Genomic DNA, 13,557 nt, shown 5'->3' on the forward strand with positions numbered 1-13,557 from the left:
CCAAGGCGGCGATCCGGGATCATCGTCGGGCTTGCGACGCCGCTAACCCTTGTCCCATATTGGGTTGACCCCGGCGGCCGATCTGTCAGAGAAGGACGGCGGCCGAAACGGGAATCCGGCGGCCCCTCGGAGCGCTGTTGGGAGTGGGGAGCACATATGGCTGAGCGGATCGCTCTCATCACCGGCGTGACCGGCCAGGACGGCGCCTATCTCGCCGAATATCTGCTGTCGCTCGGCTATGTCGTGCACGGCATCAAGCGGCGCTCGTCCTCGTTCAACACGGCGCGGGTCGACCATCTCTACCAGGACCGGCATGTCGGCAACGTGCCGTTCCTGATGCACTATGGCGACATGACGGATTCGACCAATCTGATCCGCCTGGTGCAGCAGATCCGCCCCACCGAGATCTACAATCTGGCCGCGCAAAGCCACGTCGGCGTCAGCTTCGAGAGCCCGGAATACACCGCCAATGCCGACGCCATCGGCGTGCTGCGCCTGCTGGAGGCGATCCGCATCCTCGGCATGGAGAAGGAGACGCGGTTCTATCAGGCCTCGACCTCCGAGCTCTACGGCCTCGTGCAGGAGATCCCGCAGAAGGAGACGACGCCGTTCTATCCGCGCTCGCCTTATGGCGTCGCCAAACTCTACGGCTACTGGATCACGGTGAACTACCGCGAAGCCTACGGCATGTTCGCGTCCAACGGCATCCTGTTCAACCATGAGAGCCCGATCCGCGGCGAGACGTTTGTGACGCGCAAGATCACGCGTGGCGTGTCGCGTATCGAGGTCGGCCTGGAAGACACGCTCTATCTCGGCAATCTCGAGGCCAGGCGCGACTGGGGCCATGCCAGGGATTATGTCGAGGGCATGCACAGGATCCTGCAGGCCGACAAGGCCGATGATTTCGTGCTCGCCACCGGCGAGATGCACTCGGTGCGCGAGATGGTCGAGCTGTCGTTCGCGCAGGTCGGCCGCCGCATCGTCTGGCGCGGCAAGGGCGTCGACGAGACCGGCATTGACGAGAAGAGCGGCAAGACGGTCGTGAAGATCGATCCGACCTATTTCCGCCCGACCGAGGTCGATCTCCTGATCGGCGATGCCAGCAAGGCACGCGAGGTGCTCGGCTGGACGCCGAAGCGGACGTTTGCGGAGCTGGTCGCGGAGATGATGAAAAGCGATCTGGCCGAGGCAAAGCGGGATGCAGGCCGTGGCCAACGCACCGTTTGAGCTGAAAGGCAAAAGCGTCTACGTCGCCGGCCATCGCGGCATGGTCGGCAGCGCGCTCGCGCGCCGGCTCGCAGTGGAGAACGTCCAGCTCGTCACGGTGGAGCGCCGCGAGGTCGATCTGCGCAACCAGGCCGCGGTGTTCGACTGGTTCGCAAAGGCGCGGCCACAGGTGGTGTTCCTCGCCGCGGCCAAGGTCGGCGGCATCGTCGCCAACGACACGCTGCGGGCCGAGTTCATCTACGACAACATCGCGATTGCCGCGAACGTGATCCAGGCCGCGCATCAGAGCGGCGCCGAGAAGCTGATGTTCCTAGGCTCCTCCTGCATCTATCCGAAGCTGGCGCCGCAGCCCTTGCGCGAGGACTCCGTGCTGACAGGTCCGCTGGAGCCGACCAACGAGCCCTATGCGATCGCCAAGATCGCGGGCATCAAGATGGTCGAGGCCTATCGCAGCCAGTACGGCTGCGACTTCATCAGCGTGATGCCGACCAATCTCTACGGCCCCGGCGACAATTATCATCCCGAGATGAGCCACGTCGTCGCCGCCCTGATCCGCCGCTTCCACGAGGCCAAGGTGTCGGGGGTGACAAGCGTCGTGGTGTGGGGCACCGGCACGCCGCGGCGCGAGTTCCTCTATGTCGACGACATGGCGGATGCCTGCGTGCACCTGATGAAGACCTATTCCAGTGCGGAACTGGTCAATATCGGCACCGGCGAGGACATCACCATCGCCGAATTCGCGCGCCTCGTCGCCGGCATCGTCGGCTATGGCGGCGAGATCTCATTTGACACCACGCGGCCCGACGGCACCCCGCGCAAGCTGCTCGATGTCAGCCGCCTCGACAAGCTCGGCTGGCGCGCGACGACGTCGCTTCACGATGGCTTGAAGCGCGCATATGCGGCGTATCAGGCAGGCGCGCAGTGACCGCGCTGCAGTAGGAACCTTCGCCGCAAGCGCGAGTTGGCGGTCGGGCAGGGCGAGAGCCATACGAGGCCGACCGTGCAGCAAGACGTGCGCGTGCACAGCACCGCGCAAATCGCAGGCCATCCAATTCATCCGATGCTGGTGCCGATCCCGATCGCGTGCTTCATCGGCGCGCTGCTGACCGACATTGCCTATGTCGCCAGCGCCGAGATCATGTGGGCGAATTTCTCCGCCTGGCTTCTCCTCGTTGGCGTCATCTTCGGCTGGCTGGCGGCGATTGCGGGCCTGACCGATTTCCTCGGCAACCGCCTGGTGCGCGCGCAGCCGCCGGCCTGGCCGCATCTGCTCGGCAACGCGCTGGCGCTGGTTCTCGCCACCCTCAATGTCCTGATCCACACGCGCGATGGCTGGACCTCGGTGTGGCCGACCGGGCTCATCCTTTCGGCGATCACCGTACTGATCCTGCCCGTCACCGGCTGGCTCGGCTGGGCAATGGTCTATCGTCACGGCGTGGGAGTTGCGCGATGACGTCCATGCTTGCCCGCGCGCTCTGGTGCGCCTCGCTGCTGTGCCTCGCCGGCTGCAATGACGGCAGCGGCGATCCCAACGCGCAAATCGGCGCCAACCCGAAGCTACCCGAGATTCAGCAATACCTGCTGCCGCCGATGCATATCGCGCGCATCGTCGGCTGGAAGAAGGATGAGACGCCCACGGTCGCACAGGGCTTGCAGGCCAAGGCTTTCGCAACGGGCTTGCAGCATCCGCGCTTCCTCTACGTGCTTCCCAATGGCGACGTGCTGGTGGTGGAATCCAAGGCGCCGAAGGGGGCTCCGATCAAGCGGCCTAAGGAAATCGTGATCGGCTATGTCGAGTCCTGGGCGACGTCAGGCGGCGATACCGGCGAGAGCAATCGCATCACGTTGCTGCGTGACACGAACGGCGACGGCGTGCCGGATACGCAAAGCGTCTTCCTCGACCATCTCAACTCGCCCTTCGGCGTCGCGCTGGTCGGCAACGACCTCTATGTCGCCAACACCGACGCCATCGTCAAATATCCCTACACGGAAGGGGACACGAAGATCACCGCGCCGGGCACGGTGCTGACGCCGCTGCCGGGCGGCCCGATCGACCATCACTGGACCAAGAGCCTGGTCGCCAGCCCCGATGGCTCGAAGCTGTATGCCGGCGTCGGCTCCAACAGCAACATCACCGAGAACGGCATGGAGGCCGAGCACAATCGCGCCGCGATCCTCGAAGTCGATCGCGACAGCGGCCGCTGGCGCATCTTTGCGAGCGGCCTGCGCAATCCGAACGGCCTCAGCTTCGAGCCGCAGACCGGCGCGCTTTGGACGGTGGTGAACGAGCGCGACGAGCTCGGCCCCGACCTCGTCCCCGACTACATGACCTCGGTGAAGGACGGCGGCTTCTACGGCTGGCCCTACAGCTATTACGGCCAGCACGTCGATCCCCGCGTCAAGCCGGAGCGGCCCGATCTCGTCGCCAAGGCGATCGTGCCCGACTACGCCCTGAGCTCGCATGTCGCTCCGCTCGGAATGGCATTCTATACGGGGAGCAGCCTGCCGAGCGTCTATCGCGGCGGCGCCTTCGTCGGCGAGCATGGCAGCTGGAACAGGCAGGTGCTGAACGGCTACAAGGTCGTGTTCGTGCCGTTCAGCGACGGCAAGCCGAGCGGGCCGGCGCAGGATGTCGTGACCGGCTTCCTCAACAGCGACAACCACGCGCGCGGCCGTCCTGTCGGTGTCGCCATCGATAAGACCGGCGCGCTGTTGGTCGCCGACGACAGCGGCAACACGGTGTGGCGGGTGAGCGCGACGCATCCGCAACTCACGCAGCGATAGAGCATGGATATGAGAGAGCTGGAGGAAAAGACCATGGGCCTTGCTCAATATGCGATCGTGCCGGTGCAGGACGAATGGGGCGTGCTGCATGACGGCGACGTCAAGAGCAGATACGCCACCAAGGAAGCTGCATTCGAGTCGGCGGTCGCGGCGGCGTCACTGGCTCTACGCGAGGGCCACGAGGTTCATGTCAGCGTGCCCGGCCGCGAAGCCGGCGAGAACGCGCTCGGCAGCTGAGATCGTCACACGATCAGCCGCCCGCGCCGCGCGGCAATTCCGATCGTGACCTCCGCGCCCGCGTTGAAATCGAGGCGGTCGGCTTCGACGCCATCGCTGAAGATGACGCCGTTTTCCGCCATCAGGGAGCGGATGCGCAATTGATCCTCGGACGCCAGCCGGCCGAAGACGAGATTGGTCTGCGAATGGCGGCTGGGGAAGGGCTCGCGTACGGCAAAGCGCAACTCCGCTGCGTCCCAGGGCAGGGCGTCGTAGGCGGCCGGCGGAGAGGGCTGGCCGACACTGCCGGCGATCGCAAGCGATCCCGTGACGATGCTCTTGAACCAGGCGGTCGATCCGAGCCCGGTCGAGACGATCAGCCCGCTCGAGGACTGCCGCTCCGTCATCCCGCCGGCCGCGATTTCGTAGACCGCAGAGACATGCGTGCGTGCGCCGACGAACAGGTCGTTCACGGCATGCAGGACCTGACCGTCGCTGAGCCGCGCTTCTGCCATCGTCACGGCCTGGCTGTCGCGCTTCTCAGCGGCGACCTCCGGCAGGAGCTTTGCGAGGTCGCGGGGCGCGAAGGGCAGGAGAATGCCGTCATAGCGCGCAGGGTCCGGATTGACCCCGATCAGCGGATGGCCATCGAGATATTTCATCGTGTTGGCGACGACACCGTCCTGGCCGAGCGCAACCACGATGTCATCGGGCGCGAAGATGAAATTGGGCAGGAAGCCGCGCTCGATGATTTGATAGCGTCCCCATTGCTCCAGCACCTGCAGCGTCGTGCGACGTTGCGCCTGATAGACCTCGTGCTCGCGCTCATAGTCGGAGAAGTCGGCGCCGAGATGCTCGACATAGAAGCGCGCCTGCGCCGGCGTCAGGTAACGCGCGATCAGGTCCTCCAGCCTGGTCTTGCGCGTCACCAGCACGATCTTGCGGTCATTGGCGGCGGGCACTGCCGGCCTCCGTCATCTTCGGCTTCTCCATCAACTGGCTGAGCAGGTCCGGAGAGACGTTGAGCTGGCCGATCTTCTCGGCCTTCTCGGCGATGCCGGAGAAGGCTTGCGCGATCAGCTGCCCCGGCTGCATGCCGGCCGCGGCGAGCGCCTGGATCACGCGGGTGTCGACGCCCTCGAAGATCTTCATCAGCGCGCCAACACGATAGGCTTCGGCGTCGGCCAGCGTCCTGGTGTTCTCGGCGTTGAGGCCGACGAAGTCCTTGCGCTTGCCTTCCAGCACGATGTCCGCGGCCATGCCGGCCTGGCGCAGTTCGTTGCGCTTGGCGGCGACGCTCGCCTCGGCGTCCATCTGGGTCTCGCGGATCGACCGCTTCTTCTGCTCGACCGCGATCTCGGTGTCGAGCTCGCTTTCGCGAATGGCGCGCTCCTGCTCGACGGCAAAATTGCGCCGGGCGAAGATCGCCTCGTCGGCATTCTTCAGGATCGCCTCGCGCGCTTCGGCTTCCAGCGCCTTTGCGGTGTCGGGCGTCGGCTTGATGCCGCGAATGGACACGCCGAGGATCTCGAGGCCGAGAGAGGCGATGTCGGCGCGCGCCCGCAAGCCCGCCGCAATGATGTCGGCGATGCGGTCGGGAGACTGCAGCGCGTCCTTCAGCGTCAGCTCCTTCACCGCCTGCTGCGCGAGCACCTCGACCGTGCCGAGGATGCGCTGCGGCAGCTTCTCGGGATCGTCGGTCTCATAGGTCTTGCCGTCGGCCTTCAGCGTGAAATCGAGCATCGAGGCCGCCTTCTTCGGCTCGTTGATGCGATAGGTGACATGGCCCTGCACCGTCAGCGTCTGAAAGTCGCGCGCGATCTGCTGAAAGATGAAGGAGGCGTCGCGGCTGCCGATCGGCACGGCGACGAGCATGGTCACCGGCGCGTAGTAGAGCGCGGAAAGTCCGGCGCCTTCGGCGACGATCTCGCCGGCGCGATACTTCATGAGATAGGTGGTGGGCTGAGCCTTGATGAACCTGATGCCGAACATGGCCATCTCCGTCGATCTTACTAAGTGTGTCTAAGCAACTAAGTAAGTTGGACTGTACAACTAACTATGCTACTGTCAAGGCCGAACAGCGGAGTTGGGGATGGCAGGCGAGGCGCTTAACAAGAACCTTGGCAAAGACCATGGAAAGTCAGGACAATTGGACTTTCCGCGGCCCCTGACCACGGTCGATGTGGTGATTTTTGCGATCGTGAACGACAGCCTTCAGGTGTTGCTGGTGCAACGTCCGGCGGGTGAGGGCGAGCCGTTTCCGCTGACGTGGGCGCTGCCGGGTGGCTTCGTCGACGTCGCGAAGGACCGCGATCTCGCGGCCTGTGCGGCCCGCAAGCTCAGGGAAAAGACCGGCGTCACGAGCCCTTATCTCGAGCAGCTCGGAAGCTGGGGCAGTGCGACGCGCGATCCGCGCGGCTGGTCGGCGACGCACGCCTATTTCGCGCTGATCCCGGACGACGCAGGCACGCTCGCACCCGATGCGCGCTGGTTTCCGATTCCAGGGGGGCGGCTCAGGGACAAGCTCGCCTTCGACCACGGCGATATCCTGGCAACGGCCGTCCAGCGCCTGCGCAACAAGGTGGAGTACACCTCGCTGCCGGCCTATCTGATGCCGGCGGAATTCACGCTGCCGGATTTGCAGCGCGTCTACGAGATCGTGCTCGACCGCCCCCTCGAGAAGAGTGCCTTCCGGACGCGGATCCTGTCGGCCGACATGATCGAGCCGGTCGCAAAGATGCGGCGCGGCCCGAACCGTCCGGCGCAGCTCTATCGTCTGAAGAAAGGCAGGGAGCCCGTGTATTTCGTGCGGACGTTCAATCCGCCGGAGTGAGCTCTCGCGGCGTCATGCCGAGCGCGAGCATCGCCGGAGCCCGGAGATAGACGCTCCGGCCTGGATAACATCATGTTAGGTTTATCGCATAACTGGGTAATTGTGTTAGCCCGGCGAAAGCCTATTGTTGCGACCAATCAGACAGCCATCGGCCATGACAAGCGCTCCGCGAAGCCCCGCAGAGCGCCTGGAGAGTGCTGTCCGATTTCGAACGAAGCCCGCCAACGGGACGTCGACAAACCCAGAGGAGGAATTTCTGAGATGACCACCACTCGCGCGATCCATGACAAGAGTCAGTCCAAGAAGGCCGCTGCGAGCGGCTGGATTGGGTCGGCTCTCGAATATTATGACTTCTTCATCTACGCGACGGCCGCCTCGCTGATCTTCCCGCAAATCTTCTTCCCGTCGGAGAATCCCACCGTCGCAATCGTCGCTTCGCTGGCGACCTATGGCGTCGGCTACGTGGCCCGTCCCATTGGCGCCTTCGTTCTCGGACATTGGGGCGACACCCATGGTCGCAAGACCGTGCTCATCGTTTGCATGTTCCTGATGGGCATCTCGACCATGGCCGTTGGCCTTCTGCCGACCTATCAGCAGGTCGGCATCCTCGCCCCGATCCTGCTCGTCATCCTTCGCCTCGTGCAGGGATTTGCGGTCGCCGGTGAAATCTCCGGCGCGAGCTCGATGATCCTGGAGCACGCGCCGTTCGGCCGGCGCGGTTTCTATGCGAGCTTCGCGCTTCAGGGCGTGCAGGCCGGCCAAATTCTCGCAGCAGCCGTCTTCCTGCCGCTGGCGGCCTATATGCCGACCGAGGCCTTCAACAGCTGGGGCTGGCGGATTCCGTTCCTGCTCAGCTTCTTCGTCATCGTCGCCGGCTACATCATTCGTCGCGAAGTCGACGAAACCCCGGCCTTCACCCGCGAGGGCGAGCAGGGGGAAACGCCGCGGGCGCCCATCGTCCAGGCCATCAAGCTGAGCTGGCGCGACATGCTCAGGGTCATTTGCATGGCGCTGATGAACGTCATCCCTGTCGTTGCGACCATCTTCGGCGCGGCCTACGCGGTCCAGCCGGCCTATGGCATCGGCTTTGCCAAGGACGTGTATCTCTGGATCCCGGTGCTCGGAAACATGCTGGCGGTGTTCGTCATTCCCTTCGTCGGCCATCTCTCCGACAAGGTCGGCCGCAAGCCTCCGATCATCGTGGGCGCGCTGCTCTCCGGCCTGCTTGCTTTCGGCTACCTCTATGCCATCAGCATCCGGAACGTGCCGCTGGCGATCCTGCTCTCGCTCCTGATGTGGGGCGTCGTCTACCAGGGCTACAACGCGATTTTCCCGAGCTTCTACCCGGAGCTGTTTCCGACGCGCACCCGTGTGTCGGCGATGGCGATCTCGCAGAACATCGGGACGACCATCACCGCGTTGCTTCCGGCCTTGTTTGCGACCGTGGCGCCTCCCGGCTCGGCCAACATTCCCCTGACGGTCGGGGCGATCGCCTTCGGCATCACGGTCATCGCGGCGCTGGCGGCCGTCTCGGCGCGGGAAACCTACCGGATCAGCATCGACGATCTCGGCAATCCCAAGGCCGTTCCGATGCCGCGGACCGACTATGAGCGGCGGCGTGCCGAAGCGGCGAGCGGGGCGACCGCAGTCCCGACCTGACGCTGACGCGAGAAAGCCGTGCCGCTGCGATCGATGATGTTTGCAGCGGCAGGGCTCGACTTGTTATGTAACTGCCTAGTCGAATTCGGTGCGCGCGAGCGCGATCATCATGAGGTCCAGGGATGAACCCCGTCGTCGTTGCTGTCGCCATCACCGGCTCTGTTCCGCGCAAGAAGGACAATCCGGCAGTGCCGATCTTGCCGTCCGAACAGATCGAGTCGACCCACCAGGCCTTCGAGGCCGGTGCCACGCTTGCCCATATCCACGTTCGCAACGATGACGAGACGCCGTCCTCCGATCCCGAGCGTTTTGCGCTGGTGCAGGAGGGCGTCAAAAAGCATTGTCCGGGGATGATCGTTCAGTTCTCCACCGGCGGGCGAGGGCGCGATCCCTCGGCGCGTGGATCATCGCTCTACCTGAAGCCTGACATGGCCTCGCTGTCCACGGGCTCGGTGAACTTTCCGACCATCGTCTACGAGAACAGCGCCGCCCTGGTCGAGACGCTCGCGACCGGCATGAAGGCGAACGGCATCCGGCCGGAGATCGAGATCTTCGATCTGTCGCATCTGCACGGCGCCCGTCGCCTGATCGAGTCGGGACTGATGGATGCGCGTCCGCACGTACAGTTCGTCATGGGCGTCAAGAACGCGATGCCGGCGGACGAGCACGTGCTCGACATCCTTCTGGGAGAGTTGAAGCGGCTGATCCCTAACGCGACGTGGACGGCTGCCGGGATCGGGCGGCATCAAGCCGAGGTCATGGGCTGGGCGCTCGCGCGGGGCGCCGACGCGGTTCGCACCGGGCTCGAGGACAATATCAGGATCGACAAGACGCGACTCGCCGCCAGCAACGCGGAGCTCGTGACCGTCGCCTGTGAGGCGGTCACGCGCCATGGCCGGCGCGTCGCCACCGCGGCCGAGGCGCGATCCCTGCTCGGGCTCGCGGGGTAGGGGCTACTGCCTCCTCCTGACATGCTCCCGGCTGCCTTCTGCTATTCGGTGGCTGACGTTCCGTTGCGCCAAGACTCCCGCTATGACCGGTCCGTGCACAGGCACGCAGCTGGGGCGGGCGACGTTTGGAATGCGGTTCTTGAAATCTGACGGCAGGCTCATCGGGGTCCTGCTGGTGCTTGCAATCACCCAGCTCATTGGATGGGGAACGATCGGCCTTCCGCCCATCATCGGCCGCGACCTTGCCGCCGATCTCGGCATGAGCCTGCCGATGGTTTTTGCGGGCACCTCGACACTTTATGTCACCATGGGCCTGTGCGCGCCCTGGCTCGCCAAGGTTTTCGCGCGACATGGGGCACGCAAGGTGATGATGGTGGGCACGGTCGTCAGTGTGCCCGGATTCGTGCTCCTGTTCTTCGCGCGTGACCCGGCCCTCTATTTCGCGGCCTGGATCGTCTTTGGCCTTGCCGGCAGCGCCACGCTCTCGACCGGTGCCTATATCATGCTCAACGAGGTCGCCGGGCGGCAGGCCAAGAGCGCGATCGGCGCGCTCATGCTGGTGACCGGGCTTTCGAGCAGCATCTTCTGGCCGGCCACATCGTTCCTGAATGGTCTCGTCGGCTGGCGCTGGACCTGCCTCGTCTACGCCGCCATGCTGATCGTGGTCTCGCTCCCGCTCTATGCGCTGGCTGCGCCGCGCCGGAGCGTCGCGAAGGACAAGGGCCCGGCGCCGGCAAAGCACGCGGATGTGCCGCCGGTTGCGCGCAGCACGTTCGGCCTCGTGGTCTCCGCGATCACCCTCAACGCCTTCGTCAATTTCGGCCTCGGCGCGGTGTTCATCGAATTGCTGCGGGCGGAGGGGCTGGCGCCGGCCCAGGCGATCGCCTTCGGCTCGATGCTGGGCGTCATCCAGGTCAGCGCCCGCGGGCTCGACTTCCTCGGCGGCGGACGGTGGGATGGCATCACGACCGGGCTCGTCGCCGGCACGGCGCTGCCCGTGGCCATGCTGCTGTTGATGCTGAGCGAGGGGGCGACCTGGGCAGTCGCGGTCTTCATCCTGCTCTATGGCGCCGGCAGCGGCGCGATGGCGGTGGCACGGGCGACCATTCCGCTCGTGTTCTACGACCAGGCCGAGTTCGCCAAGGCGATGTCGATGATCGCATTGCCGCTTAATCTGGCCTCCGCGCTGTCGCCGCCGCTGCTGGCCGGCCTGCTCACCCAGTTCGGCAGCCGCAGTGCGCTCGGTCTCACCTTCGTCTGCTCCTGCGCGACGGTATTGATCCTGGTCCTGCTCGGGCGACGGCGGCCAAGCCTGGCCGCAGCGGCTGCAACCTGAGCTCGGCGCGCTGATCTTCGCGACGCGGAAAATCGCCGCCGCAGGGTCACGGTTGTTGGCGGCGCGGATGGCCGTATGCCCGGAGCGCAGTGCTCGGGGAACGAAAATGGTGTATCCGCAGGGAGCGCGGCTTGGCTCGAGCCGCCGCGCCAACACCAGTTCCCCGGAGGAAACCGACATGTCGGCCTTGCCGCTCTCAGGCATCAAGATCCTTGACCTCACCCGCGTGCTTGCCGGGCCCTTGTCGGCCCAGATGCTGGGCGATCTCGGCGCGGAGGTCATCAAGATCGAGCGGCCGGGCACCGGCGACGACGCGCGCGCCTTCGGCCCGCCTTACCTGAGCGATCCCGAGGGCAAGGCGAACAACAACAACTCGTTCTATCTCTGCGCCAACCGCAACAAGAAGTCGGTCACCGTCAACATCGCCAAGCCCGAAGGGCAGGCGATCATCCGCGAGCTCGCCAAGGACGTCGACGTCTTCATGGAGAACTACAAGGTCGGCGATCTCAAGCGCTACGGCCTCGACTACGAGACGATCAAGGCGATCAATCCCCGCATCATCTATTGCTCGGTGACCGGCTTCGGCCAGACCGGCCCCTACGCGCCGCGCGCCGGCTATGACGCCATCCTGCAGGCGATGGGCGGGCTGATGAGCGTCACCGGCCATATCGACGGCGAGCCCGGCGAGGGACCGATGAAGGTCGGTCCGTCGATCGTCGACTACATGACCGGCATGAATTCCTCGATCGGGATTCTCTCGGCGCTCTACAATCGCGATGCCAATGGCGGGCAGGGCCAGCACATCGACGTCTGCCTGTTCGACACCGTCATCGCGTCGCTGTCGCACTGGCTGCAGATCTACCTCGTCAATGGCAAGACCCCGCCGCGCCGCGGCACCTGGGGTAATGGCGGCATGCCCGCCGGCGTGTTCCGCTGCACCGACGGCGAGCTGATGCTGGTGGTCGGCAATGACGGCCAGTTCCAGCGCACCTGCGCCGTGCTCGGCGAGCCCGAGCTCGCCAACGACAAGCGCTTCGTCAAGAACAACGACCGTGTCGTGCACGGCAAGGAGATCATGGCGATCTTCGCCGGCCTGTTCCTGAAGCAGCCGGTGGCCTACTGGCTGGACAAGCTGGAGGAGGCCGGCGTGCCCTCGGGACCGATCAACAATTTCGAGCAGGTGTTCTCCGATCCGCACGTCCAGTCGCGCGGCATGCGGGTGAAGACCGAGCATCCCTTCGAGCCCGATCTCTCGCTGATCCGCAACGCGCTGACCCTCTCGGAGACCCCGATCAAGACCTACCGCGCCCCGCCGCTACTCGGCGAGCACACGCAGGAGGTGCTCGGCGGCAAGCTCGGCTACGATGCGGGCAAGATCGAGGAGCTGAAGAAGCAGGGGATTATCTGAGTTTTAAGAAGCGGTGCGCGAGCTTCCCCCTCTCCCCTTGTGGGAGAGGGTGGCTCGCCGCGATAGCGGCGAGACGGGTGAGGGGTTCTCTCCGCGCGTGACACTGCTAGTTGAGTTCGCAGAGAGAACCCCTCATCCGGCGCTTCGCGCCACCTTCTCCCACAAGGCGAGAAGGGAAGAGGGCGGCGATCGCGTTGAGATAGAGGGCGACATACGCATGACCGGCAAAACCATCATCACCTGCGCCATCACGGGCAATCTCACCAAACCCGAGCAGTCGCCGTACCTCCCGATCACGCCCGAGCAGATCGCGACATCCGCGCTGGAAGCCGCCGAAGCCGGCGCGGCCATCGCCCACATCCATGTGCGCGATCCCGCCACGGGGCGGCCCTCGATGGAGATCGATCTCTACCGCGAGGTGGTCGAGCAAATCCGCGCGCGCAACAAGAGCCTCGTCATCAATCTCACCACCGGCCCCGGCGGCCGCTTCGTGCCCTCGATCGAGGATCCCCGCGTCGCCGGTCCAGGCACCACACTGCTGCAGCCCGAAAAGCGCGTCGAGCATATCGAGCTGCTCAAGCCCGACATCTGCACGCTCGACCTCAACACCATGAATTCCGGCGGCGAGGTCGTGATCAACACGCCGCGCAATGTCCGCATCATGGCCGAGCGGATGAAGGCCGCCGGCGTGTTGCCGGAGATCGAGCTGTTCGATTCCGGCGACTGCCATCTGGCGCGCGACCTGTTCGCCGACGGCACGCTGAAGGGGCCGGGCCTGTTCTCCCTCGTGCTCGGCGTCAAATACGGCTTCTCGGCGACGCCGGAGACGATGTTCTATGCCCGCAGCCTGCTGCCGCCAGGCGTGATCTGGTCCGGCTTCGGCATCGGCCGCGCCGAATTCCCGATGGTGGCGCAGGCCTATTTGCTCGGCGGCCATGTCCGCGTCGGCATGGAGGACAATCTCTATATGTCCAGGGGCGTGCTGGCGAAGACCAATGCGGAACTCGTCGCGCACGCTGCGGGCGTCCTGAAGAGCCTTGGTGCGACGGTTGCGAGCGCGGCCGATGCGCGGGCGATGCTGGGGCTCGTGTAACACTGCGCCGACGCCGGATCGCTAACCATAGACTGGTGACCTCAGTGTGGC

13 protein-coding genes are annotated in these 13,557 nt (G+C 65.1%); 11 read left to right on the top strand and 2 right to left on the bottom strand.

The window, feature by feature from the left end:
- Positions 1 to 156: 156 nt before the first annotated feature.
- The 5 genes from gmd to XH79_RS34680 all read left to right on the top strand — a co-directional run bounded on the left by gmd (position 157) and on the right by XH79_RS34680 (position 4,248).
- On the top strand, positions 157 to 1,227 hold the full coding sequence (gmd, locus tag XH79_RS34660) for a GDP-mannose 4,6-dehydratase (RefSeq protein ID WP_271584591.1): 1,071 nt from the start codon (positions 157 to 159) through the stop codon (positions 1,225 to 1,227).
- A complete protein-coding gene (gene fcl / locus XH79_RS34665; protein ID WP_271584592.1) occupies positions 1,199 to 2,152 on the top strand; it encodes a GDP-L-fucose synthase in 954 nt (317 codons plus the stop codon). The genes gmd and fcl overlap by 29 nt, the downstream gene beginning before the upstream one ends.
- A gap of 75 nt (positions 2,153 to 2,227) precedes the next feature.
- Complete coding sequence (locus tag XH79_RS34670) at positions 2,228 to 2,680, top strand: DUF2231 domain-containing protein (RefSeq protein ID WP_271584593.1); 453 nt, start codon at positions 2,228 to 2,230, stop codon at positions 2,678 to 2,680.
- The gene (locus tag XH79_RS34675; protein ID WP_271584594.1) at positions 2,677 to 4,011 is read left to right on the top strand and encodes a PQQ-dependent sugar dehydrogenase; all 1,335 of its coding nucleotides are present in this window, start codon (positions 2,677 to 2,679) and stop codon (positions 4,009 to 4,011) included. Before XH79_RS34670 ends, XH79_RS34675 begins: the two co-directional genes overlap by 4 nt.
- A 33-nt stretch (positions 4,012 to 4,044) precedes the next feature.
- Entirely contained in the window at positions 4,045 to 4,248 is a 204-nt protein-coding gene (locus XH79_RS34680) for a hypothetical protein (RefSeq protein ID WP_018647184.1), read from the top strand.
- A 5-nt stretch (positions 4,249 to 4,253) separates the two neighbouring features.
- Here XH79_RS34680 and XH79_RS34685 read toward each other — a convergent pair whose 3' ends face one another.
- Positions 4,254 to 5,189: a sugar kinase gene (locus XH79_RS34685; protein WP_271584595.1), complete on the bottom strand. Its 936-nt coding sequence runs from the start codon at positions 5,187 to 5,189 to the stop codon at positions 4,254 to 4,256.
- Positions 5,173 to 6,219 carry an SPFH domain-containing protein gene (locus XH79_RS34690; protein ID WP_271584596.1) on the bottom strand — a complete coding sequence of 349 codons (1,047 nt, stop codon included), beginning with the start codon at positions 6,217 to 6,219 and terminating at the stop codon, positions 5,173 to 5,175. The genes XH79_RS34685 and XH79_RS34690 overlap by 17 nt, the downstream gene beginning before the upstream one ends.
- A gap of 100 nt (positions 6,220 to 6,319) precedes the next feature.
- On the opposite strand from XH79_RS34690, the gene XH79_RS34695 reads away from it, so the two are divergent.
- The 6 genes from XH79_RS34695 to XH79_RS34720 all read left to right on the top strand — a co-directional run bounded on the left by XH79_RS34695 (position 6,320) and on the right by XH79_RS34720 (position 13,506).
- Positions 6,320 to 7,060: an NUDIX hydrolase gene (locus tag XH79_RS34695; RefSeq protein WP_271584597.1), complete on the top strand. Its 741-nt coding sequence runs from the start codon at positions 6,320 to 6,322 to the stop codon at positions 7,058 to 7,060.
- Positions 7,061 to 7,321: 261 nt separating this feature from the next.
- Positions 7,322 to 8,719, top strand: coding sequence for an MFS transporter (locus tag XH79_RS34700; RefSeq protein WP_271584598.1), 1,398 nt, complete (start codon positions 7,322 to 7,324; stop codon positions 8,717 to 8,719).
- 122 nt (positions 8,720 to 8,841) lie between these two features.
- Positions 8,842 to 9,669 (top strand): 3-keto-5-aminohexanoate cleavage protein, encoded by an 828-nt coding sequence (locus tag XH79_RS34705; protein WP_212346035.1) that lies wholly within the window; start codon positions 8,842 to 8,844, stop codon positions 9,667 to 9,669.
- 130 nt (positions 9,670 to 9,799) lie between these two features.
- The gene (locus XH79_RS34710) at positions 9,800 to 11,005 is read left to right on the top strand and encodes an MFS transporter (protein ID WP_271584599.1); all 1,206 of its coding nucleotides are present in this window, start codon (positions 9,800 to 9,802) and stop codon (positions 11,003 to 11,005) included.
- Between the two features lie 178 nt (positions 11,006 to 11,183).
- Entirely contained in the window at positions 11,184 to 12,413 is a 1,230-nt protein-coding gene (locus XH79_RS34715; protein WP_271584600.1) for a CaiB/BaiF CoA transferase family protein, read from the top strand.
- Positions 12,414 to 12,630: 217 nt separating this feature from the next.
- Positions 12,631 to 13,506, top strand: a complete 876-nt coding sequence (locus XH79_RS34720; RefSeq protein ID WP_271584601.1) for a 3-keto-5-aminohexanoate cleavage protein — start codon at positions 12,631 to 12,633, stop codon at positions 13,504 to 13,506.
- The last annotated feature ends 51 nt before the right edge of the window (positions 13,507 to 13,557 follow it).

It is taken from the genome of Bradyrhizobium sp. CCBAU 45389 (assembly GCF_028128625.1).
Lineage (GTDB): Bacteria > Pseudomonadota > Alphaproteobacteria > Rhizobiales > Xanthobacteraceae > Bradyrhizobium > Bradyrhizobium liaoningense_B.